At 70.5% G+C, this 21,929-nt stretch carries 20 protein-coding genes; 11 read left to right on the top strand and 9 right to left on the bottom strand.

Annotated elements, in window-relative coordinates; translation table 11 throughout:
- Positions 1-18 precede the first annotated feature (18 nt).
- The 3 genes from ACFV6V_RS00200 (at position 19) to ACFV6V_RS00210 (ending at position 4,137) form a co-directional block, all read left to right on the top strand.
- Positions 19-1,899, top strand: a complete 1,881-nt coding sequence (locus tag ACFV6V_RS00200; RefSeq protein ID WP_385556714.1) for a hypothetical protein — start codon at positions 19-21, stop codon at positions 1,897-1,899.
- Between the two features lie 133 nt (positions 1,900-2,032).
- Positions 2,033-3,019: an FUSC family protein gene (locus ACFV6V_RS00205; RefSeq protein WP_385556717.1), complete on the top strand. Its 987-nt coding sequence runs from the start codon at positions 2,033-2,035 to the stop codon at positions 3,017-3,019.
- A gap of 116 nt (positions 3,020-3,135) precedes the next feature.
- Positions 3,136-4,137: a glutathione S-transferase family protein gene (locus tag ACFV6V_RS00210; RefSeq protein ID WP_385557122.1), complete on the top strand. Its 1,002-nt coding sequence runs from the start codon at positions 3,136-3,138 to the stop codon at positions 4,135-4,137.
- Positions 4,138-4,175: 38 nt separating this feature from the next.
- Here ACFV6V_RS00210 and ACFV6V_RS00215 read toward each other — a convergent pair whose 3' ends face one another.
- Entirely contained in the window at positions 4,176-4,760 is a 585-nt protein-coding gene (locus ACFV6V_RS00215; protein WP_385556720.1) for an exonuclease domain-containing protein, read from the bottom strand.
- A 64-nt stretch (positions 4,761-4,824) separates the two neighbouring features.
- Here ACFV6V_RS00215 and ACFV6V_RS00220 point away from each other — a divergent pair, with 64 nt between their 5' ends.
- Both ACFV6V_RS00220 and ACFV6V_RS00225 read left to right on the top strand, forming a co-directional pair.
- Positions 4,825-6,081, top strand: coding sequence for an SLC13 family permease (locus tag ACFV6V_RS00220; protein ID WP_385557125.1), 1,257 nt, complete (start codon positions 4,825-4,827; stop codon positions 6,079-6,081).
- Positions 6,082-6,086: 5 nt separating this feature from the next.
- Positions 6,087-6,587: a universal stress protein gene (locus tag ACFV6V_RS00225; RefSeq protein WP_385556723.1), complete on the top strand. Its 501-nt coding sequence runs from the start codon at positions 6,087-6,089 to the stop codon at positions 6,585-6,587.
- 53 nt (positions 6,588-6,640) lie between these two features.
- Here the strand turns inward: ACFV6V_RS00225 and ACFV6V_RS00230 are convergent, their stop codons facing one another.
- The 3 genes from ACFV6V_RS00230 to ACFV6V_RS00240 form a co-directional block, all read right to left on the bottom strand.
- Positions 6,641-7,189, bottom strand: a complete 549-nt coding sequence (locus ACFV6V_RS00230; protein ID WP_385556726.1) for a DUF1153 domain-containing protein — start codon at positions 7,187-7,189, stop codon at positions 6,641-6,643.
- A 126-nt stretch (positions 7,190-7,315) separates the two neighbouring features.
- Complete coding sequence (locus ACFV6V_RS00235) at positions 7,316-7,825, bottom strand: hypothetical protein (protein ID WP_385556729.1); 510 nt, start codon at positions 7,823-7,825, stop codon at positions 7,316-7,318.
- Positions 7,826-7,849: 24 nt separating this feature from the next.
- Positions 7,850-8,125, bottom strand: a complete 276-nt coding sequence (locus ACFV6V_RS00240; protein ID WP_385556732.1) for a hypothetical protein — start codon at positions 8,123-8,125, stop codon at positions 7,850-7,852.
- A gap of 184 nt (positions 8,126-8,309) precedes the next feature.
- Between ACFV6V_RS00240 and ACFV6V_RS00245 the strand changes: the two genes are divergently transcribed.
- A complete protein-coding gene (locus ACFV6V_RS00245; protein ID WP_385556735.1) occupies positions 8,310-9,689 on the top strand; it encodes an MFS transporter in 1,380 nt (459 codons plus the stop codon).
- A 34-nt stretch (positions 9,690-9,723) separates the two neighbouring features.
- Here ACFV6V_RS00245 and ACFV6V_RS00250 read toward each other — a convergent pair whose 3' ends face one another.
- A complete protein-coding gene (locus ACFV6V_RS00250; RefSeq protein WP_385556738.1) occupies positions 9,724-10,293 on the bottom strand; it encodes a hypothetical protein in 570 nt (189 codons plus the stop codon).
- Positions 10,294-10,634: 341 nt separating this feature from the next.
- Between ACFV6V_RS00250 and ACFV6V_RS00255 the strand changes: the two genes are divergently transcribed.
- From ACFV6V_RS00255 to ACFV6V_RS00265, 3 genes are all read left to right on the top strand, one after another.
- Positions 10,635-11,420: an SDR family NAD(P)-dependent oxidoreductase gene (locus ACFV6V_RS00255; protein WP_385556741.1), complete on the top strand. Its 786-nt coding sequence runs from the start codon at positions 10,635-10,637 to the stop codon at positions 11,418-11,420.
- A gap of 256 nt (positions 11,421-11,676) precedes the next feature.
- On the top strand, positions 11,677-12,351 hold the full coding sequence (locus ACFV6V_RS00260; protein ID WP_385556744.1) for a hypothetical protein: 675 nt from the start codon (positions 11,677-11,679) through the stop codon (positions 12,349-12,351).
- A 294-nt stretch (positions 12,352-12,645) separates the two neighbouring features.
- Positions 12,646-14,199 (top strand): M4 family metallopeptidase, encoded by a 1,554-nt coding sequence (locus tag ACFV6V_RS00265; protein ID WP_385556746.1) that lies wholly within the window; start codon positions 12,646-12,648, stop codon positions 14,197-14,199.
- 70 nt (positions 14,200-14,269) lie between these two features.
- On the opposite strand, the gene ACFV6V_RS00270 is transcribed toward ACFV6V_RS00265, so the two are convergent.
- Positions 14,270-14,857 (bottom strand): flavodoxin family protein, encoded by a 588-nt coding sequence (locus ACFV6V_RS00270; protein ID WP_385556748.1) that lies wholly within the window; start codon positions 14,855-14,857, stop codon positions 14,270-14,272.
- Positions 14,858-15,120: 263 nt separating this feature from the next.
- On the opposite strand from ACFV6V_RS00270, the gene sbnA reads away from it, so the two are divergent.
- On the top strand, positions 15,121-16,107 hold the full coding sequence (gene sbnA, locus ACFV6V_RS00275; RefSeq protein WP_385556750.1) for a 2,3-diaminopropionate biosynthesis protein SbnA: 987 nt from the start codon (positions 15,121-15,123) through the stop codon (positions 16,105-16,107).
- A 132-nt stretch (positions 16,108-16,239) separates the two neighbouring features.
- Positions 16,240-18,390 (top strand): SpoIIE family protein phosphatase, encoded by a 2,151-nt coding sequence (locus ACFV6V_RS00280; RefSeq protein ID WP_385556752.1) that lies wholly within the window; start codon positions 16,240-16,242, stop codon positions 18,388-18,390.
- Positions 18,391-18,397: 7 nt separating this feature from the next.
- Here ACFV6V_RS00280 and ACFV6V_RS00285 read toward each other — a convergent pair whose 3' ends face one another.
- From ACFV6V_RS00285 to ACFV6V_RS00295, 3 genes are all read right to left on the bottom strand, one after another.
- Positions 18,398-19,423, bottom strand: a complete 1,026-nt coding sequence (locus tag ACFV6V_RS00285) for a serine/threonine-protein kinase (protein ID WP_385556755.1) — start codon at positions 19,421-19,423, stop codon at positions 18,398-18,400.
- 236 nt (positions 19,424-19,659) lie between these two features.
- Positions 19,660-21,276: a glycerol-3-phosphate dehydrogenase/oxidase gene (locus tag ACFV6V_RS00290; RefSeq protein WP_385556758.1), complete on the bottom strand. Its 1,617-nt coding sequence runs from the start codon at positions 21,274-21,276 to the stop codon at positions 19,660-19,662.
- Positions 21,273-21,872 carry a TetR/AcrR family transcriptional regulator gene (locus ACFV6V_RS00295; RefSeq protein ID WP_385556760.1) on the bottom strand — a complete coding sequence of 200 codons (600 nt, stop codon included), beginning with the start codon at positions 21,870-21,872 and terminating at the stop codon, positions 21,273-21,275. The genes ACFV6V_RS00290 and ACFV6V_RS00295 overlap by 4 nt, the downstream gene beginning before the upstream one ends.
- Between the last annotated feature and the right edge of the window lie 57 nt (positions 21,873-21,929).

Consider the following 21,929-nt stretch of genomic DNA (forward strand, 5'->3'; position numbering starts at 1 on the left):
GGGAGAGGACCCACATCGGTGACGCCGTCCCTCAGCCCACCGGACCACTGGACAGCGGACGAGCGGCACATGTGGTGGCAGTACCGCCGTGGTGAGTGGTGCGACGCCACTGCGGTCGGGGCCGCGGCGTTACGTTCACTGCTGCTGACCGCCCCTGCGCCGGAGGCCGGCCAGACGGCGAGGCTTCATCTGCGGGGTGCCAGGATCACCGGCGAGCTCGACCTGGCCGATGTCGGCATCAGCGTGCCTGTCCGGCTGCGTCAGTGCACCTTCGACAGCGCGCTGGACCTGCGCGGGGCGCGCTTGGACGCCCTCGAGCTCGTCGGCTGTGACCTGCCCGGTCTGGCGGCCACCGGCGCGGCGACCGTTCGGGAGGCGAAGTTCGTCGACTGCCGGGTGACCGGCACACTCGATCTGCGCTCTTTCACCGTCGGCGCGTGGCTGAGCCTCGACGGGTCCCGGCTGGAGGCCCTGCCGGGGCGTCCGGCGCTCGACGCCCAGTCGCTGAGCGTGGAGCAGGGCATGTCCGCCGGCGGGCTGCACTGCGGCGGCGCCGTGGACCTGGGCAGTGCGAACATCCAGGAGTACCTGGGCTTCCGCGCGGCGCAGCTGGTCGGCCCGGAGGCTCGCCTGCGCGCACCCGAACTCGTCGTCGGGGGCAGCCTCCACCTCGACCGGGGCTTCGTCAACGAGGGACCGATCAACCTCTACCGCGCGTCCATCGGCGGCTCGGTCCATATCGAGGAGGCGACCCTGACGGGCCGAGGCACCGGCCGCGGCCAGACCGCGCTAGGACTGGTGTGCGCGACCGTGGACGGCAACCTCCAGGGCGGCGAAGGTGTGCGGGTGACCGGCTGCATGGACCTGCGCGACACCCAGATCCGGGGCACGGTCAACCTGGACGGCGCGCGGCTGACCCATCATGACGGCCCGGCGATCAGGGCGTTCCGCATCCAGGTCGGAGGAGACCTCCATGCGCGCCGCGGTTTCGTCGCGGTGGGCGCACTGGAGTTCTCCGGGGCCAGGATCGGCGGTTCGCTGCTGCTGGAGGGCGCCGAGCTCACCGGACACGACGGCATAGCGCTCCGGGCACGCAACCTGGTGGTGGGGGCACGGATCGTGTGCCAGGACATCACCGCACGGGGAACCGTCTGGCTCAGCAGCGCTGCCGTGGCGAGCCGGATCTCCTTCGCCGGGGCGGAGATCTCCGCTCCCGTCGACGGCGACGCCCTGATACTGCGGCGTGTCACCGCCCCGGAACTGTCGCTCTTGCTGCGCGAGGCGCCGACCGGTTGCGTCGATCTGAGCTTTGCCACGTTCGGCGTCCTGCGCGACGACGGCTCCACCTGGCCCCGCACGCTCGTGCTGGACGGCCTCCAGTACGACGCGCTGCCCGGCCGGGTTTCTTCCGACGATCGCCTCTCCTGGCTCACGAGGGATCCCGCCGGCTTCATACCCCAGCCGTACGAGCAGCTCGCCGTCCACTACCAGCGCATCGGTCGCGACGCCGACGCCCGGACCGTGCTGCTCGCCAAGCACCGGCGGCTGCGCGCCACCCGGCCCGCACCGCAGCGGCTCTGGGGACTGCTCCAGGACCTGGTGATCGGCTACGGGTATCTGCCCAGGCGCGCCGTGTGGCTGCTCCTTCTGCTGCTGGCCCTGGGGGCCGGTGTGTTCTCGACGCACCACCCGGAGCCGGTCGGCGACGGACCGTACCCGGCGTTCAACGCGCCGCTGTACACCCTCGACCTGCTCATCCCCCTCACCGACCTGGGACAGGACCGTTTCTACGCGGCGGACGGCCCGTACCAGTGGCTCGCCTTCCTCCTCATCTGCGCGGGCTGGCTCCTGGCCACCGTCGCCGCCACCTCGGCCAACCGGGTGCTGCGTCGCAACTGAGCCGCGAGGCCGCGGCGACGGCGGACCGGCAGACGACGGCGCGGCGCCCCCCTGCCACCGCGCGGTGCCCGCGACCATGGACCAGTCCGGATCCACGGCGCAGACAGGCGCAGGCACCTGACGAGGAGTGGGCGTGCCGGTTTCGAGTACACGGCTGACGGCTCTCGCCCGTGCCGTCGCCGTCATGACCCCACTGGCCCTCGGTCTGGGTACCGGCCGGATGACGTGGGGCGCCGCCTGCTCCTTCGGTGCCTATCTGCTTCTGGCGGCGTTCTGCGCGCTGCGCGAGCGCCCGCGTGGCTCGGTGATGCTCTGGGGTTGCGCGTATCTGAGCGTGGCGGCAGCCGCCGGAGCGGCCGCGGCCGACGAGCCGCTGGGGCTCGTCGCGGGTGCCACGGTGCTCGCGGGGCTCCAGGGGATGTTCGAGACGGGAGGAGGCCCCCTGAGGATGATCGCGGCCATGGCGGCCCTGTCCTTCCTGCTCGCCGGTGTGAACCTGGCGCAGGGGGTGCCGTGGTGGGAGTACGCGGCGGCGTTCGCGATGGGCACGTTGTGGCAGACCGCCGTCATCGCGGCGACCGGTACGCCCACCGGCCCGGCACCCCGGCGGGCCGTACGACTGCGGCGCGAGGGTGTTCCGTACGCGGGGCTGCTGGCGGTCATCGGCGCGGTGGGCACGGCGACGGCCTGGTTCATCCCGTCGCCCCACGCGGTGTGGCTGACCACGTCCGCGCTGCGGGTGGCGAAGCCGGAGCCCTCGGCGTTCCACGCCCGTGTCCGTGCCCGCGTGCTGGGCACACTCGGCGGCGGCGTCCTTGCCGCGGTGCTGCTCACCCCCGCGCTGCCGGACCTGCTGCTGGTGGCCAGCGCCGCGGTCGCCGTCTTCGCCATGCAGTTGGTGGGGCCCGCCCGCTACGGCTGGTGGACGCTGTGTCTGACCATGGTGGCCCTGTTCTTCGGCATGCAACACGGAACGGGAGACTGGGAACTCGCGGCCACGAGGATCGGCCTCACCCTCTGCGGGGCGGCTCTCGCGGTGCTCGCCTACGCCGTCTTCGAGTGGTGGCCGCGCGCCCGGGACGCCCGCGCCGGCACCCCGAAGCATGACCGGGCACACTGAGACGCGCGCAGGGGCGGTGGCGGGGCGTTCCTCCTCACGGGGTGGTCGAACCCCCTGGATCCCTCACCGGCATTTTTGCCACGCCGCCCACGGGGTAGGGCTCCTATGTGACCTATGTGAAACCCGGTGGAGCGTACTCACGCGACAGCAGGTACATCACCACCCGGATCACCGCCGATGGACGTGACGGATTCCCGGTGGAGCCGGGCCGGTACCGCCTGGTGGTCAGCCGTGCCTGTCCGTGGGCGAGCCGGGCGGTGATCGTGCGGCGGCTGCTCGGGCTCGAGCGGGCGCTGCCCATGGCGATCGCCGGCCCCACGCACGACGAGCGCAGCTGGACGTTCGACCTCGATCCGGGCGGGCGTGACCCGGTGCTCGGTATCGAACGGCTTCAGGAGGCGTACTTCGCCCGCGAGCCCGGGTACGAGCGGGGCATCACCGTGCCCGCGATCGTCGACGTACCGACGGGCCGGGTGGTGACGAACGACTTTCCTCAGATCACGATCGACATGTCGGCGGAGTGGGAGCCCTACCACCGCGAGGGAGCGCCGGCGCTCTACCCGCCCGCGTCGCGTCCGGAGATCGACGCGGTGAACGAGGTGGTCTACAAGGACGTGAACAACGGCGTCTACCGGGCGGGCTTCGCCGGATCGCAGAAGTCCTACGCGGACGCCTACCGGCAGCTGTTCGACCGGCTCGACTGGCTGTCCCAGCGGCTCGAACGCTCCCGCTACCTCGTCGGGGACACGATCACCGAGGCGGATGTACGGCTGTTCACCACACTGGTGCGCTTCGATGCCGTGTACCACGGCCACTTCAAGTGCAACCGGCAGAAGCTGTCGGAGATGCCGGTGCTGTGGGCGTACGCGCGGGACCTGTTCCAGACCCCTGGTTTCGGCGACACGGTGGACTTCGACCACATCAAGCGGCACTACTACCTGGTGCACCGGGACATCAACCCGACGGGGATCGTGCCGGCGGGTCCTGACCTGTCCGACTGGCTCGGGTCACACGACCGTGCGGCACTGGGTGGGCGTCCTTTCGGCACGGGCACACCGCCCGGGCCGACCGCGCCCGAAGAGGCCGTACCGGCCGGTCACACGCCACTGACCGTCTGAGCCTCTGGGCACCCCGCCGCAGCGGCACCTCCCGCTTCTCAGCGGGTGGCTTCGGGCCAGGCGTCCCGGGCAGCCAGGTCGAGGACAAGAGCGGCGATGTTCCAGGCGTCGTCCTCGCCACGGTGATGGCGCCCTTCCAGCGGAAGCCCGGCGATGCTGAGCGCCCGGGCCATTCCGGGCCGCTTGCGCAGCCCATATGCCTCGGTGAAGGCCGCCTTGGCGTTGGTGTGCTGACGGCCGAACGGATACCCGGCACCGGTGGCGCCGCACTGCCGGGTGAACTGGTGACGGTCGTAGTCACCCCAACTGGCCCAGGGACGCATGCCCGCCTGGTGTTCCTTCGCGAGCAGTCGGCAGGCTTCGGCGAAGCCCACTCCGGTGTCCACCTCCTCCTGGGTGAGTCCGGTCAGTTCGGTGCAGAAGGCGCTGACGGTGGACCTGGAGGGCCGTACGAGAATGCGATGCCGCGCCACTCGCTCGCCCTTGGCGAGGTCGACCACCGTCAGCCCGACCTCGATGATCTCACTGACCGCACCGGGTGGCGGATCCCCGGTCCAGCACGTTGCCTCGACATCCACTACGTTCAGCAGCCCTCCGGGCCCTTGTGTACTCCTGACATCCATACTGCTGACAGTAGGGAGACGGTCTCCCTCCCGTCACCGTGTTTTCCCCGGAAAGGCATCGACCCTGAGCGCCCCGCTTGCCGAAACACTCTCCGCCGTACTGCTCGTGGCGGTTCTGGCCTGTGCCGTGATGCGTCCCTGGGGCTGGCCGGAAGCCGTCGTCGCGGTCCCCGCGGCGGGGCTGGTCGTCGCCACCGGGGCGATCTCTCTCGACCATGCGGCGGAGGAGGCGGCACGCCTCGCACCGGTGATCGGCTTTCTCGCCGCCGTGCTGGTACTGGCTCAGTTGTGCGACGACGAGGGCCTGTTCCAGGCCTGCGGCGCCTGGATGGCCCGCACCGCGGCGGGTCGGCCGCGCCGGCTGCTGGTCCATGTGTTCATGGTGGCCTCACTGGTCACCGCGGTGCTCAGCCTGGACACGACGGTGGTGCTGCTCACCCCCGTGGTGTTCGCCACCGCCGCCCGGCTCGGTGCACGGCCCAGACCCCATGTCTACGCCTGCACCCATCTGTCCAACACCGCCTCGCTGCTCCTGCCGGTATCGAACCTGACCAACCTGCTGGCGTTCGCCGCCAGCGGCCTGAGCTTCACCCGCTTCGCCGCGCTCATGGCCCTGCCGTGGCTTGTGGCCATCGGTGTGGAGTACGTGGTCATCCGGCGGTTCTTCGCCACCGATCTGGATGCCGGGGCCCAACTGCCGACGGCCCCTGCGTCCCGCGAGGTGCCGGTGTTCGCTCTCGCCACGGTGGTCTGCACGCTGGCCGGTTTCGTGGTGACCTCCGCGTTGGGGATCAGCCCGGCGTGGGCGGCAGCGGCGGGGGCGGCGGTGCTCGCCTGCCGGGCCCTGACCCGGCGCAGCACCACGCCCACCGCGATCGTGCAGGCCGCGGCGGTGCCGCTTCTCGCGTTCGTCCTGGCCCTGGGGATCGTGGTCCGGGCCGTCGTGGACAACGGCCTCGCCGGCGCGTTGGGGCATCTGGTGCCGGACGGCACAGGGCTGCCCGCGCTGCTGGCCATCGCGGCACTCGCCGCCGTGCTGGCCAACCTCATCAACAACCTGCCCGCGGTACTCGTGCTGCTGCCGCTGACCGCACCCGCCGGCCCCGGCGCCGTTCTGGCCGTGCTGCTGGGTGTCAACATCGGGCCCAACCTCACCTACGCGGGTTCCCTCGCCACCCTGCTGTGGCGACGTATCGTGCGCGAACACGACACCGAGGTGGACCTGGGCGAGTTCACCCGCCTCGGACTGCTCGCCGTGCCGGCCGCGCTGCTGCTCTCCGTGCTGGCACTGTGGGCCTCGCTCCATGTGATCGGAGGCTGAACCGCGTGACCATCATCGCCTGGATCGTCGAGGGCACCTGGCCCGCCTGCGTCGACGCTGTCCGTGCCCACGCACCCGAGAACGCCGATATCGCGCTGCTGCATGTGTCAGGCCCGGAGGTGCCCGGCGCCGCCCATGGCGCATACGCCGGGCTGCTCGGCCGTGCCCGTCCCGATCGCGACCCCGGCACGGCGATGGAACACCTCGCCGCCGCCTCCGCCGAACAACTGCTCGCGGCCGCGGCCGAGCGGTTGGGGCTCCCCTGCGCCCGCGAGGAACGCACGGGACGCGCCGAGCACGAAGTCGTCACCGCAGCCGAGGATGCCGATCTTCTCGTCCTCGCCCGTGACGGCGACCGCTCACACCTCGGCCCCCGCAGCCTCGGCCCCGTCAGCCGCTTCATCGTCGACCACGCCCCGTGTCCGGTGCTGCTGGTCTGGCCGGAAGCCGCACCCAGCACGGCCACTCTGCCGCCACCGCCTCCCGGGCCGCACCGCCACGGGTGACGTCTCCGTGCCGGGGCCCGGCGAGGCGGCAGGAAGCCGACCGGGGCTACGCGTCATGAGGGGAAGGGCGGACCCACTCCGGTCAGGGTGAACCAGTCACCGTCGAGGACCTGCTGCTTCCAGGCTTCGACGTCCCTTTCCGGGATCTTGTACTTGCTCGCGGCCTCGGCGCTGGTGACGTCCCCGTAGAGCACGACCATCACGATCCGCACCTTGTCCGCGACCGTGAGTTTCTGCTTAGGCTTGTCCGGCAGGTCGCTCAGCCGGAGACAGCCGCCTCCGTCGCCGCCGCGGGCTCCGTCGCCGCCACGGGCCCCGTCTCCGCCGTCACCACCCCGGCCACCCGTGCCGCCGAAGAATCCGTCGCCACCGCGACCGCCGTCACCGCCCCGGCTGCCGAGGCCCGGCTTGCCGGGCTCACCCGGCTGGCCGAGCAGCCCTCCACGGCTGCCGTCGGAAGTCTGGGCCAGGCCGTCGCCACGACTGGCATGAGGTGCTGTGTGCGCGCTCTGCGATGGGGTTGCGGCGCAGGCGGTGCCGAGTGCGAGGGCCGCTGCGGTCGCCGCGAGGATGACTGGACGCTGCCAGAGGCTTCTGGACATGGCGAACTCCGTTCCGTGACTGGGGGTTTGGTGTCACACGCTGTGTGGCGGGAGGCCCCGGATCGCCGGGGCCTCCCTGGGGCCGGCACGGCCCGGACAGGGACAGTCCGGGCCGTAGGGCAGTGGTCAGAAGATGCCGACACCGCCCGGGCCACCGGTGCCGCCGAAGAGTCCGGTGCCACCAGGACCGCCCGTGCCACCGAAGACACCGGTACCACCGGGGCCGCCCTTGCCGCCGAAGATGCCAGTACCGCCCGGGCCGCCCGTGCCGCCGAAGATCCCGGTACCGCCCGGGCCGCCCGTGCCGCCGAAGATGCCAGTACCGCCCGGGCCACCGGTGCCGCCGAAGATCCCGGTGCCACCGGGGCCACCGGTGCCGCCGAAGATCCCGGTGCCACCAGGACCGCCGGTGCCGCCGAAGATCCCGGTTCCGCCCGCCCCGCCGGTACCGGCCCTCACTTCGGGGTGGTGGTCGGCGAGGCTCACTACGGACGCGGCGGGCTTCGGGGCCGCCATCGCGGTGGCTGGAAAGATCACTCCGCCGCCGATCACTGTGGCCGAGGCGAGCACGGCCACGAGCCGGAAGCGCGGACGCTTGGGACGGGAGATGTCGTGGGAGTGGACATTACGAGACATGGGATTCTCCTCTGGAATTTCTACTCAGCGGTTGTTGACGGTTCCGTTGTTGATGGGCACGGTATTTCCGTTGCCGAAAATGATGATGACGTTTCCCCGCCCGGTGCTCTGGCCACCGCCACCGCCACCGCCACGGTTTCCGTGGCGCCAGTGGTCACCCTGGGGGGCTGACTTCGCGGTCACCGCGTGGTGCGAATCCGTGGCCGCGAAAGCGCTCGTGGGAAGCAGCACACCTCCCGCGGCCAGAGCGGTTGAGGCACTCAGCACGATGAAACGGCGGGTGCGGGAAGTGCGAGCCATGACTTTTCTCCTTAGCGAGAGAGATCATCCACGTGATTTCCGTGAACTCTTGACTCAATTAACCCCTGGGTCGGAATTCCCGTCACGCCGCTGAAACTCGGGGCTTGACAAATCGCCGACAGTCCGCTCTGCACCTATCGTGGAATTTCGGCAGTGATCTCCGTGTGCGGAGGGAGCTGAGAACGTGCCGTCCGAGTCGGCCCCGGCGCCCGGGAAGCAGTCGTGGAGACCGCTGCTGGCCGTGTGCGCCGGGTACTTCATGGTGATCTTGGACGTGACGATCATCAATGTCGCCGTCCCGGTCATAGGCCGGGACCTGTCGGCCCCGCTCACCGCCATGCAGTGGATCACCGACGGGTACACCCTGGTCTTCGCCGGCCTGCTGCTGACCGGTGGCGCGCTGGGTGACCGGCTGGGGAACCGCCGGATCTTCTGTGCCGGCGTGGGCGTGTTCATCGCGTCATCAGCTGCGTGCGCACTCGCACAGAACACCGTGAGCCTGATTGCCGCCCGGCTGGTGGAGGGGCTCGGTGCGGCGCTGATCGTGCCCGGGTCGCTCGCGTTGCTCCAGCAGGCCTACCCGGATACGGCCACGCGCGCGCGTGCGTTCGGGCTCTGGGGGTCGCTGGCGGGCATCGCCGCCTCGGCGGGGCCGCTGCTGGGCGGGGTGATCGTGTCCACGGTGGGCTGGCGCTGGGTCTTCTTCATCAACGTGCCCGTGGGAATCGCCTGCCTCATGCTGACACTGCGCCATGTCACACCCTCGCCGCGGGACCCCACCCGGGCCCTGGACTGGCCGGCGCAGTTGGCCGTCGTGACGGCGGTGGCGGCGCTGACCGCGGCTCTCAACGAGGCAGGAAGGCGGGGCTGGACCGACCCGGCCGTTCTCGCCGGGGCGGGGCTTGCCGTACTGGCCGCCGTGGCGTTCGCGGTACGCGAACGGCTCGCCCGGTCCCCGGTGCTGCCGCTGGGTCTGATGCGCTCGCGCGCGATGAGCGGTGGGGCCGCCATCGGCCTGCTGTTCAACTTCGCCTTCTACGGCATGGTCTTCACCGCGAGCCTGGACTTCCAGCACCAACGCGGTTTCAGCGCACTCGGTGCGGGGGCGGCGCTGTTTCCGGCGGTGGCGATGACGATGTTCGCCTCCGTCCTGTCGGGGCGGCTGAGCCGTGTCACCGGCCACAGGCCGCTGGTGATCTCCGGCATGATCCTGGCCGCCCTGGGGCTCGCGGGCTGGGTCGCCGCGGGAGACGACCCCGCCTACCCCCTGCTGGTGGCCCCGATGATGGCGGCGGGTTTCGGCACGTCCTTCGCCCTCACCGGCTCGACCGCCACGGTGATGGAGGCGGCCCCGACGGGGTACTCGGGGACCGCATCCGCTCTGTTCAACACCACGCGCCAGATCGGCAGCGCCACGGGCGTGGCGCTCGGCGGCACGCTGCTCGCCACCGCGTCGGACTACGGGGCGGGATTGCGCATCAGCATGGCCGTCGGGGCGCTTGCCTATCTGACCGCCGCGGTGCTCGCGTGGCTGTGCGTGCCGCCGAAGCGGAAGGCGGCGTGATCCGCCCGGGCTCCTGCCCTGACGGCTGCGAGGGTCACCAGGTGTGGGCCACGTCCACGATCAGCTTGTCGCGCGACTGCGTCACCCTGAAGGGGAGCCTGGCGCGGACGCCGAGTCCGACCTGGGTCTGCCCTTCGAAACTCGACCCGAACCTGGCGTCCCTGAACGTCCGGTACCCGGTGACGTTCACGCCTGGCAGTGACTTCCCCGCCCGGCCCCGGTAGGTCTGCCTCAGGGTGTTCGGATCACAGCTGGGCGCGGAGACGAAGATCTGGAGGATGGCGCCCCCGGCCACTCGCATCGCGTCGCCGGAACCGTCACGGCGGAAGGCGTCCACATAGCCCACGCGATAGCCGAGCCGCTGTGTGGCTCCGCCGACCTCGAAGACCATGCGGTCGTAGCACCTGCTCTGACTGGTCGTGATGTTCTTCAGCGACTTTCCGTCCGCGTCCACGGCGGACTTGACCCGGCTCCCCCAGGCGGTCGCGCACCCGGCGGCCGCAGCGTGTGCCTGGTGCGGCACGGAGCCAGCCGTCCCCGCGGTGCTCAGCACTCCCGCAGCCGCCATGACAAGGCTCACGCCCGCTGCCCACAACCTCCGCATGGCCCACTCCCGGCGTTGATACGTACAGGTACACGCAATGAGACGGACAGGAAGCGCGAGAACCGCGAACCGCTCCGCACACGGCATTCGGCGGCTCTCACCGCCGAAATCGTCACGAAAGTACCAGTGATGACGGTTCTGTGACGTGCGGCCAGGCCCTCGCAGGTCCAGCGCCACCCGCATCGCACCGCGATCGGGTGACTTTTCGTGCCGTCTCAGCGTCACCGTGTTCACGCGGCCGGTGGTGGCCGCGGACGCGGGTAGCGTGACTCCGGCGCCACGGCTCATTTGCTGAACCCCGGCCGATCACCCACCGCCTCGCCGTCCTCCGAGGAAGCCCGATGGACCTGCGCATCGAAGACCGTGTGTATCTCATCACCGGTGCCTCCTCGGGGATCGGCGCGGCCGTTGCCCGACTGCTTGCCGCCGAGGGAGCCACGGTCGTCGGCGTCGCCCGCAAGCCGTGGACGATCGACGCGCCAGGCGGGCGGGGAAGCACCATCACCGCGGATCTCTCGGAAGCGGCGGCCGCCGAGTACGTCATCGACCGTGTCGTCGAGCGTCACGGGCGGCTGGACGGCCTGGTCAACAATGTGGGAGCAGTGCGCTCCCACCAGGGCTTCCTCGACATCTCCGACGAGGAGTGGAAGGCGACGTTCGAAACCAACTTCCACTCGGCGGTGCGGATGACCCGTGCCGCGCTGCCCGTGCTCCTGCGGTCCGACGGCGCCGCCGTTGTGCATATCGCGAGTGAAGCCGCCCGCCTCCCCGAGCCCGCCATCGCCGACTACGCGGCTGCGAAGACCGCGCTGCTCTCGGTGTCGAAGGCACTCGCCGGCGAGTTCGGGCCACAGGGCGTACGTTCGAACGTCGTGCTGCCCGGCCCTACGCGGACCGCGCTGTTCGACGCACCGGGCGGTTTCGCCGAGCAGCTCGGCGAGCGGTTCGGGCTGCCGGCGGATGAAGCGGTCGACCACTTCATCCGGGAGGTGCGCCGACTGCCATCGGGGCGGATCGGGAGCCCGGACGATGTCGCCCCGGTCGTGGCCTACCTGCTCTCACCGCTGGCCTGCCAAGTCACCGGATCCGAGTGGGGAGTTGACGGCGGCGCACTGCGGCAGGTGTGACCGGCACCGGTGCCACGGGTCCACTCGCCCATGTATCAGGCGGCGTTTCCGGTTCTCGGATCTCGCCCCGACCAGCTCATGTGCGGCGGTCTCGGTGGTACGGTGTCGCTCTCGTCCCACGGGACGATGGCAACACAACTGAGCGGCAACTTGTGACAGTCACACGTGCACGCGCCACCGGTCAGGGCAACGGTCGCACCGCGACATCACGCTGGCACGTCGCAAGCAGCACTCTTCACTTCTCTGGAGCGCACCAATGACAGCAGAAGTCACCGCAACGGGCAGCGTCGAAGCAACAACGACCCTGCTCCAGGCAGAGCTTCCTCAACTGGAGAAACAGCAGGCGGCGTTGCAGGCAGAGCTTGCAGTGGTCTCCGAGCGGCTGGAATCAGTGCGCAGCGCACTGACAGCGCTGAGCGCCTTGTCGGCCACCACACTTCCCCGTCCCCGCACCGCGGAGCGCGAGCAGGTGGTCGTTGCGGCGGAGCAGGAGGCCACGGAAACGGTCCCCGCCCCTGCGGAGGAGGCCGCCGCTGCTACTGCTGCCGAGCCGAGTGAGGCCAAGCCGGCTCGCAGGTCCGCCGGGAGTGCGAGGAAGCGTGCCGCTTCCAAGACGGTCGGGAAGCAGGCGGACAAGCGCCGCACCGCGAAGAAGCCCGCGACCGCCAGGACGGCGAAGCCGAAGCCGTCACCGGAGCCGGAGCCGGAGGAGCGCACCGCCGCGGACGGCACGGGCCTGACCGACCAGGTGCTCACCGTCCTCAACGGCCAAGCCGGTACCGCTCTGCGTGCCCGTGACGTGGCCCAGGCGATCGGCCGTGACGGCAGCGCGGGCGACATCAACACCGTCCGCAGCACCCTGGACCGTCTCGTCGCGACCTCCCGTGTCCACCGGGCCGGCCGTGGGCTCTACGAGGCCGTGGGCGGCTGACACCTACCGGTTTCGCACTGCGACAGCAGACCCGCCACCGCTGTGAGTACGCAGCGGTGGCGGGTCTTTTTCGTACCGGCGTTGTGTGGCGCGGGGTGCCGGGTGACGTCAAGAACCGCCAGTCTCAGATGACACGTCGTCAAAGCTAGTCGAGTACCGGACAGTTGTGTTCTCCAAACGAACAACAGATGGTCAAGAAGTTGTGAGGCAATTGTCGGCGTTCCGTCAATTGCGCTCGTTCGGTGGGAGGCTGGTCAGCGGTCAACCCCCCACAGGACAAGCGATGGAGATCGCATGACCCCCCACAAGAACACCCGGCGCGCCGCTGCCCTCGTGGCCGCGGCCGCCATGCTCATCGTCAGCACCGAGGCAGGTTCGGCGATCGCGGCGCCCGACAACGGACCCCGCCCCGCGCCCTCCCCCACGGCGCAGGGGCGCGCCGCCGCCATCAAGGCGGCACAGGAGCAGTCCGCCGCGGCCGCCACCCAACTCGGTCTGGGTGCACAGGAGAAGCTGCTCGTCCGCGACGTCATCAAGGACGCGGACGGCACCGTCCACACCCGCTACGAGCGCACCTACGCCGGGCTGCCGGTGCTGGGCGGCGACCTGGTCACCCACACCGCGGGGAACGGCACCCTCAAGGGCGTGGACAAGGCCAACGACGCCCGCATACAGGTGCCGACGACCGTTGCGGCGCGCAAGGCCGTAGCCGGCGCACGCAAGGTGATCTGGGCGGGCGAGGGCAAGCCGGTACTCGCGTTCGAGACCGTCAAGTCCGGGGTCCAGAAGGACGGCACGCCCAGCAGACTGCATGTCATCACCGACGCCGCCACCGGTAAGAAGCTCCACCAGTTCGAGGCCGTCGAGACGGGCAGCGGCACCAGCCAGTACAGCGGCGAGGTGACCGTCTCCACCACCAAGAACGGCGACTCCTTCGAGCTCGCCGACGGTGAGCGCGGCGGCCACAAGACCTACGACCTGAAGCACGGCGAGAGCGGCACCGGCACTCTGCTGACCGACGAGGACGACAAGTGGGGTGACGGCACCGGGGCGAACGAGCAGACCGCGGCGGTCGACGCCCACTACGGCGCGGCGATGACCTGGGACTTCTACAAGACCGAGCTGGAGCGCAACGGCATAGCCGGCGACGGCAAGGCCGCCTACTCCCGGGTCCACTACGGCGACAGCTACGTCAACGCCTTCTGGGACGACAGCTGCTTCTGCATGACCTACGGCGACGGCGAGGGCAACAAGAAGGCCCTCACGGCGATCGACGTGGCGGGCCACGAGATGAGTCACGGTCTGACATCGAACACCGCCAACCTCGAGTACAGCGGCGAGTCCGGCGGGCTCAACGAGGCGACCAGCGACATCTTCGGAACCTCCGTGGAGTTCTTCGCGAACAACAAGGAGGACGTGGGCGACTACCTCATCGGCGAGAAGGTCGACATCCGCGGCGACGGGACCCCGCTGCGCTACATGGACAAGCCCAGCAAGGACGGCAGCTCGCTGGACGCCTGGAAGGAAGGTGCCGGCGACACCGACGTCCACTACTCGTCCGGAATCGCCAACCACTTCTTCTTCCTGCTGGCCGAGGGCAGCGGCAAGAAGACGATCAACGGCGTCGAGTACGACTCTCCCACCTCCGACGGTTCGACCGTCACCGGTATCGGCCGCGAGAAGGCCTACAAGATCTGGTACAAGGCGCTCACCACGTACATGACCTCGACGACCGACTACAAAGCCGCCCGCGAGGCGACGGTGAAGGCGGCCGGCGACCTCTACGGCGCGGACGGGACGGAAGCGAAGACCGTCGCCGCCGCGTGGGGCGCGGTCAACGTCAAGTAACCCCTGCCCGACCGACGAGGTGCCCTGCACGAGCTGACGGCTCGTGCAGGGCACCTCGCCTTTCCGGGGATCAGGCGACGGCGGCCCGGCCCGCGACGAAGACCCTGGCCGTCTCGGCGACACGGTGGCCGAGGTGCTCGGCGGTGGCGATGTCGGCCTTGTGGACGGCCTCGGGGCCCTCGTCGGAGTTGGTCTGGGCACCGGCGCCCAGGAAGATGCCGAGACGGTTGATGTCGTGCTCGGAGCCGGTGCTGGAGTTCCAGCCCGGCTTGAGGCCGAGACCGACCCAGTGCATGCCGTGCTGGGCGGCGAGGATCTGGAAGAACTGCAGGGTGTGCAGCTTGTCGCCGCTCTTGGAGCCGGAGTTGGTGAACCCGGCCGCCAGCTTCCCCCGCCAGGCGTCGGAGAACCAGCGCTTCGATGTGGCCTCGGCGAAGACATGGAAGGCGCCGGACGCCGTGCCCATGTAGGTGGGCGAGCCGAAGACGATCGCGTCGGAGCGGTCCAGCAGTTCCCATCCGCCTTCGGTGATCTCGTCAACCCTCACCAGGTGCACCTCGGCGCCGCCACGGGACGCACCCGCGGCCACGGCCTCGGCGATGACGGCGGTGTGGCCGTATCCGGAGTGGTAGGCGATCGAGACGACAGGGGTAGTCACGTGAGCGCTCCTCGTTAACGAGTGGTGGCATGCGGCTTCATAACGGGCCGCCCGACAGCGGCACCGAACAAAAGGAAAGCACTTACTTTTCGAAAGCGCAACCCCCGAGTGAGCTCGAGGTGAGGCATGCGGGGTGGGTGATGCCGCCGGTGAGGGTGGCCACGCACAGCACATCAGCCCACGTCAAGTCCCGAGTTTCTGTGGCATGACGAGCCCACGACCGAAAGGGCCTACTGGACGTACCAGGTGAGGAGGAAGCGATCATGCCCGTCATATCCGTTCCGCAGGACTTCAACGAGGAAGAGCTCTACGTCGGCCTCGAAGGGATCTTCGGCCACCCGCTGTTCCTCAAGTGCGAGGGGTTCAATTTCGCCGGCTCGATCAAGCTCAAGGCCGCCTCCGAGATGGTCGAGGCCGCGGAACGCGACGGTCTGCTCACCGCGGACTCGGTCCTCGTCGAGTCCTCATCCGGAAATCTCGGTGTGGCACTGAGCATGATCGCGGCCAGCAAGGGCTACCGGTTCGTGTGTGTGACCGACTCCCGCTGCAATCTGTCCACACGGCTCCTCATGGAGGCCCTCGGCAGCGAGGTCCACGTGGTCTCGGAGCCCTCAGCCGTGGGCGGTCTCCTCGGTGCCCGTATCGACCATGTCCGCGCGCTGTGCGCCAGGGATGACCGCTACGTCTGGCTCAACCAGTACACCAATCCCCACAACGGGATGGCGCACTATCGCAGGACCGCTCCTGCCATCGCTCGGCAGTTCCCGGATCTGGATGTCCTGTTCGTCGGGGCAGGCACCACCGGAACCCTGATGGGCTGCGCGCGCTACTTCCGCCGGTGGCACCGTAAGGTCCGGATCGTGGCAGTCGACACCGCCGGCTCGGTGACGTTCGGCGGCCACCCCGGCAGGCGGATGATCCCCGGCCTGGGCACCAGCGTGCGGCCACCCCAGCTGGACGAATCCCTGGTGGACGATGTGGTGAGTGTCGAGGAGGCCGACACCATACGCGCCTGTCATCGGCTGGCCCGCCGCGGCTTCCTGTTCGGGGGGTCGACCGGCACCGTGGTGAGCGGGGCCGTCAGCTGGCTCGAACGGCACGGTCAGCAGGATCTGACGGCGGTGGCCATCGCCCCCGATCTGGGGGAGCGATACCTGGAGACGATCTACCAGACCAACTGGGTGCACGACCTCTACGGAGAGGGCGTCCTGGGCTCCGAGCCCCTGACCGCCGCGCCCCGGGCGGCCTGATCACCGGCGAGAAGGGTTCGCCTCGGATCCCCGTGGCACTCCCGCCGCTGGTGCTCCCCGTCCCGCAGGATCATGCTGGTCAGTAGTGCCCTGGCCTGCGCACACGAATGAGCGACGGCGAGATGACCCGCGATGGAGCACCCCCCCAACTCTTCCCGGTCGGCAGAGCGACCGCGCAACCCGGACGCCCGCCTCGGCGGCGAACCACCGGATGAACGATGGCATGAGTGGGCGTTCACCCAGCATCCCTGCGCCCTGGCCGTCTTCGACGCGGACCTGCGGCTGGTCCGGGCCAATCCCGGCATGACGGAAGGACTCGGCCTCGCCGCCACCCCGGCTCAGGGGCTGCGGCTGCCGGACATCGTCCCCGGCCCCACGGGTGACGCGGTCGAAGCCGCCCTGCGCCTGGCGCTCGGCACCGGTGAACGCCAGGACACCCAGCTCCCCGGCCCCCCGCCGGCCGGCGCCCGCGGGCCGGCCGGAAGGCCTGCGACAGCGACTCCCCTGCGCGACCCAGAAGGGCAGGTCCGCGGCGTGTGCCTCGTCGCCCATCACACCGCAGAGCACGCCCCCGCGCCCCAGCACAAGCTGCTGCTCGACGACGCGACGCGCATCGGCACCACCCTGAACATCAGCCACACCGCCCAGGAACTCGCCGAAGTGGCCGTCCCCCGCTTCGCCGACTACGCGGCCGTCGACCTCCTCGATCTGTCGCGGCACAGCGACACTCAGCCCGGCATCCGGCCCGGCTCACCGCTCACCCTGAGCCGCGCGGCCACCCGGTCCGCCGGCGACAACGTGCCGTACCCCGTGCCGTCCCCGGGAGACAGCCTCACCTGTCCGCCTCATTCACCCGTCGCCGTGGCCCTCGCCCAACGGCGCCCCGCCTTGTACGACACCACCGACGGCGCCATCACCCACTGGATCGCGCACGATCCCCAGGCGGCCTGGATCCACGCCGCCCAGGCCCACTCCCTCATGATCGTCCCCCTGCATGCCCGCGGCACCGCCCTCGGCGTCGCCCTTTTCGCCCGCAGCACACATACCGGGCCCTTCACCCCCGACGATCTGAAGCTCGCCGAACAACTCACCACCCACACGGCCATCAGCATCGCCAACGCCCGCCGCTACACCCGTGAGCGCACCACGACGATGACGCTCCAGCGCAGCCTGCTCCCCCATACGCTCCCCCACCAGGCCGCGCTCGACATCACCACCCGCTACCTCCCCGCCGGTGGCGACACGGGGGTGGGGGGCGACTGGTTCGACGTCATACCCCTGTCCGGTGCCCGGGTCGCGCTCGTCGTCGGTGATGTCGCCGGGCACGGCATACGGGCCTCCGCGACCATGGGCCGTCTGCGTACCGCCGTGCGCACCCTCGCCGATGTCGACCTGCCGCCCGACGAGCTGCTCACCCATCTCGACGACCTCGTGATCCATCTGTCCACGGACAGCACACCGAGCGACGACACCCCGGAAACCGAATCCGGCGTCGGCACCACCTGCCTCTACGCCATCTACGACCCCACCAACCGCCACTGCACCCTCGCCCGCGCCGGGCATCCCCCACCCGCCATCGTCAACCCGGACAACACGGTGTACCTGCTGGATGTGCCGGCCGGACCGCCGCTCGGCCTCGGGGGCCTTCCGTTCGAGACCATCGACATCGAGCTCCCCGAAGGCACTCTCCTCACGCTCTACACCAACGGGCTGCTCCAGCCGCAGCACCAGGACATCGACGACACGCTCGACAAGATGTTCGCCACCCTGGCCCGGCCCACCGCCGCGCTCGACACCCTCGCCGACCGGCTGCTCACCACCCTCCTCACCCGGCCGCCGAGCGACGACATCGCCCTCCTGCTGGCCCGCACCCGCGTCCTCGGCACCGAGCAGATCGCCACCTGGGCCCTCCCCGACGACCCCGCGATCGTCGCCCAGGCCCGCCACCACGCCACCGACCAGCTGAGCGCCTGGCAGCTCCCCGACGCCACGTACATCACCGAACTCATCGTCAGCGAGCTCGTCACCAATGCCATCCGCTACGGCGCTCCGCCCATCCAGCTCCGCCTCATCCACCATGACAACACCCTGACCACAGAGGTCTCCGACACCAGCAGCACCAGCCCGCATCTGCGCCGCGCCCGCACCTACGACGAAGGGGGCCGCGGGCTGCTTCTCATCGCCCAGCTCGCACAACGCTGGGGTACCCGCCACGCCCCGGCCGGCAAGACCATCTGGACCGAGCAGACCCTCTCGACCAGCCCTCGAAGCCGGGGCCTGTGAGGTCTCGTCAGGGCGCCACGCCGTCCGCAGCGCCCTGGCGGAACACCGGTCTGGCCCAGTCAGGCGGTTCCGGAGGCGGCACCGGGTGCGACGGGGACGCGGCGACGAGGGTGGCGACCCGTGTCGGCTGACGAACGCCTTCGCTGCCGCCGCTCGTGGTGGCGGCGCGCATGGCCGCGACGAAGCCGAGGCAGGATTCAAAACGGTCGTCGGGCACCTTCGCGAGTGCTTTCGCGAGCACGTCGTCGAGGGCGGGTTCGCTGCCGGGCCGCCTTTCGCTCAAGGGCGGTGGCTGGTCGTACTGATGCGCCCACAGCAGCGCGATGTCCTCGTCGCGCTGGAAGGGGGGCTTGCCGGTCAGGGTCTCGTACACCACACACGCAAGGCTGTACAGGTCGCATCGGGCGTCCACCGGACGGCCGGAGATCTGTTCCGGAGCCACATAGTCGAGGGTGCCGACGAACTCTCCGACGGTGGTGAAGCCGGTGAGTGAGAGCGACTTCTTCGTCAGGCCGAAGTCGGTGAGATAGACGTGCTCGGGATGGTCGCTGTCGGTGCCCTTGGCGACCAGGATGTTGCCGGGCTTGACGTCCCGGTGGACCAGATCGTGTTCGTGTGCCGCGTCGAGCGCCGACGCCACCTGCGCGGCGATGCGGATGGCGGTGGTCGTGGGAAGCGGGCCGTCGCGGTCGAGCAGGGCTCGCAGGTCGAGGCCGGAGACATAGCGCATCGCGATGTAGAGAATCCCCTCTGTCTCGCCCGCCTCGAAGATCGGCACGATATGGGGATGGTCGATCGCCGCGGCCACGCGTGACTCGTGGGTGAAGCGGCGCCGGAAGGTGTCGTTGCGGGCGAGCTCAGGAGCGAGCAGCTTGAGCGCGACCGTACGGTCCAGGCGCAGGTCCCGCGCGCTGTAGACGACGGCCATGCCGCCGCGGCCGATCTCGCGCTCCACGCGGTAGCCGGCGATCTGCTCGCCGATCAGGCCGGAGGGCCGCCCCGCGTACGGGTTCTCGCCCGACGCCCGTTCCATCAGGTGGTCCCGGAACGCTCGGGGCCCCGGTCGTGCGGGGCCTCTGCCGACGCGGCGGGCAGCTCAGCCATGGGGGGATTCTATCCAGCGGCCTCCCCCGGCGCCCGGCGTGATGGGGTGCCGCCCGCCCGGCCGTGTTCGAGGAATCCCGCCTCAGCCGCAAGCCCGGCACCCCGCCTCGCGTGGTCGCGGCGGGGTGCCGGTCCCGGCTGGTACCGGCCGGTCGGGGCCTGGGCTCAGGCCGTGTCCGTGTTCAGGAGCGCGGTCCCCTCGGCGAGGGCCTCCCGTGCCGCGGCGAGCGCCTCTCCGCGGTCCTCGGGCACGAGGCCGATCCGGGTGCGGCGGTCCAGCAGGTCCGCCTCGTCGAGAGCGCCCTCGTGCCGGACCGCCCAGAGCAGTTCCGCCCTGGTGATGGGGTGACCCGGGACAGCGGGCCGGGCCAGGGCAGGGTCGGCGGCGGCCAGGGCATGGACGGCCAGGGCCTCCGTACCGTAGCGGCGCACCAGACGGCGGGGGGCGCTGAGGGTCGCCAGGGTGCTGGGACGGGCGGCGCCGACGAGGGGGGTGCCGGCGGTGCGGCACGGTCCGGCGGTCAGTCGCCGCGCGGCGACGGCCGCGTCCACGGCGTCCTGGGCCATGCGGCGGTACGTGGTGAGCTTGCCGCCGACGACGGTGACGACGCCGTCGGGCGAGGTGAGCACGGCGTGCTTGCGGGAGATGTCGGCGGTGCGGCCGGAGCCGTCCGTCCCCGAGGTGTCCAGGAGTGGCCGGAGCCCGGCGAAGGCCCCGACGACGTCGTCACGGCTGAGCGGGACGTCGAGTGCGGAGCCGAGCGTGTCGAGCAGGAAGCCGATGTCCGTCTCGGGCACCTCGGGCACGTCCGGGATGTCCCCGTCGACCGGTTCGTCGGTCAGACCGACGTACACCCGGCCGTCGCCCTGCGGTAGGACCAGCACGAAGCGGTTGCTCTCCCCGGGGATGGGGATGTGCAGGCCGGCCGAGAGACCGCCGAGGCTCTCGGAGCGCAGCACGAGGTGAGTACCCCGGGACGGGCGCAGCCGGATGTCGTCCACGAGGCCACCGGCCCAGACACCGGTCGCGTTGATGACCGCGCGGGCGCGGATCTCCAGGGTCTCGCCGGTGAGTTCGTCGCGGACCGTGGCACCGCTGCCGGTCACGCTGAGCGCCCGTGCGCGGGTGAGGACACGGGCACCGTGAGCCGCCGCGGTCCGGGCGATCGCGGTGACGAGGCGGGCGTCGTCGGCGAGCTGACCGTCCCAGGACAGCAGCCCGCCGCGCAGACCGGTCGGGCGCAGCGCGGGGGCCATGTGCCGGGTCTCGACCGCGGAAAGCGTGCGAGGAGCGGGGAGGGTGCGGCGCGAGGTGCGGGCGGCGAGCCGCAGCATGTCGCCCGCGAGGAAACCGGCCTGGGCGAGGGCCGCCTGTCCGCGTGAGACGAGCGGAGTGAGAGGCAGCACGAACGGCTGGGCGCGCACGAGGTGCGGAGCGGTGCGTTCCATCAGGATGCCCCGCTCGACGGCGCTCTCGTGGGCGACGTCGAGCTGGCCGGTGGCGAGGTAGCGCAGTCCGCCGTGGATCAGCTTGGAGCTCCACCTGGAGGTACCGAAGGCGAAGTCGTGGGCATCGATGGCGGCGACGCTCAGGCCCCGGGTGGCGGCGTCGAGTGCGGCGCCGGCGCCGGTAGCGCCGAGTCCGACGACGAGAACGTCGACCTGGCCGGATTCGGCGCCCTCGGCCAGCTCGGCGAGCTCACGGGCGCGACGCGCGGCGGTGAGTGACGAGGCGGGGGTGGCGTGTGCGGCGGCAGGCTGGGCTCCGGCAGGGCGGCTCATGGGGTGAGGATCCTCTCCAGAAGGGTCCGCAGCTCTTCGAGGAAGGCCGCGTCGGTGAGGCGGGGGTCGGCCTCGTCGGTCATCGTGCGCAGCGAGAGCGTGAAGGACTGGACGACGAGCAGCAGCGCACGGGCTTGCAGGTCGATGTGTTCCCTGCGGACGGACCCGTCTGCGTGGCCTTCCGCCAGGGCGGCGGTGATGAGCCCGAGCAGGGCTTCCTGGCTGGCGCCACGGCGGTCGAGCACGTACGGCAGCAGCAGTTCGGGGTCGACGTCGAGGATCTTGTGGAACAGCGGATGCGCCCGGAAGGCGCCGACTCCGGCCACCAGTCCCTCCACGAGCCGCGTCCGGGTGGGGGCGCCCTGCTTGACCGTCGGCATGGTGGTGACCGCGACGCTGATCCATTCCCTGGTCATCAGATCGCCGACGAGCGAACGCACGTCGGGCCAGCGACGGTAGAGCGTCATCCGGGAGACACCGGCACGGCGGGCCACGTCGGTGAGCGTGGTGCGGCGCACGCCGACGGCCAGGACACAGTCGCGTGCCGCGTCGAGCACGGCATCTTGGTCCGCATGGTTGTGACGAATGGGCGTCATCTGTCACAGTGTAATGCAGTGCAGGGGCGAGCGAGCCGGAGGGACCCGCGCGGAAAG

It is taken from the genome of Streptomyces sp. NPDC059828, assembly GCF_042731955.1.
Lineage (GTDB): Bacteria > Actinomycetota > Actinomycetes > Streptomycetales > Streptomycetaceae > Streptomyces.

What these genes read in the sequence shown, in the direction of transcription:
- ACFV6V_RS00280 (WP_385556752.1), top strand. Translation starts at nt 16,240, where the DNA reads ATGGAGCACCCCCCCAACTCTTCCCGGTCGGCAGAGCGACCGCGCAAC.
- ACFV6V_RS00285 (WP_385556755.1), bottom strand. Translation starts at nt 19,423, where the DNA reads ATGGAACGGGCGTCGGGCGAGAACCCGTACGCGGGGCGGCCCTCCGGC.
- ACFV6V_RS00235 (WP_385556729.1), bottom strand. Translation starts at nt 7,825, where the DNA reads ATGTCTCGTAATGTCCACTCCCACGACATCTCCCGTCCCAAGCGTCCG.
- ACFV6V_RS00290 (WP_385556758.1), bottom strand. Translation starts at nt 21,276, where the DNA reads ATGAGCCGCCCTGCCGGAGCCCAGCCTGCCGCCGCACACGCCACCCCC.
- ACFV6V_RS00260 (WP_385556744.1), top strand. Translation starts at nt 11,677, where the DNA reads ATGACAGCAGAAGTCACCGCAACGGGCAGCGTCGAAGCAACAACGACC.
- ACFV6V_RS00240 (WP_385556732.1), bottom strand. Translation starts at nt 8,125, where the DNA reads ATGGCTCGCACTTCCCGCACCCGCCGTTTCATCGTGCTGAGTGCCTCA.
- ACFV6V_RS00255 (WP_385556741.1), top strand. Translation starts at nt 10,635, where the DNA reads ATGGACCTGCGCATCGAAGACCGTGTGTATCTCATCACCGGTGCCTCC.
- ACFV6V_RS00295 (WP_385556760.1), bottom strand. Translation starts at nt 21,872, where the DNA reads ATGACGCCCATTCGTCACAACCATGCGGACCAAGATGCCGTGCTCGAC.
- sbnA (WP_385556750.1), top strand. Translation starts at nt 15,121, where the DNA reads ATGCCCGTCATATCCGTTCCGCAGGACTTCAACGAGGAAGAGCTCTAC.
- ACFV6V_RS00250 (WP_385556738.1), bottom strand. Translation starts at nt 10,293, where the DNA reads ATGCGGAGGTTGTGGGCAGCGGGCGTGAGCCTTGTCATGGCGGCTGCG.
- ACFV6V_RS00230 (WP_385556726.1), bottom strand. Translation starts at nt 7,189, where the DNA reads ATGTCCAGAAGCCTCTGGCAGCGTCCAGTCATCCTCGCGGCGACCGCA.
- ACFV6V_RS00215 (WP_385556720.1), bottom strand. Translation starts at nt 4,760, where the DNA reads ATGGATGTCAGGAGTACACAAGGGCCCGGAGGGCTGCTGAACGTAGTG.
- ACFV6V_RS00265 (WP_385556746.1), top strand. Translation starts at nt 12,646, where the DNA reads ATGACCCCCCACAAGAACACCCGGCGCGCCGCTGCCCTCGTGGCCGCG.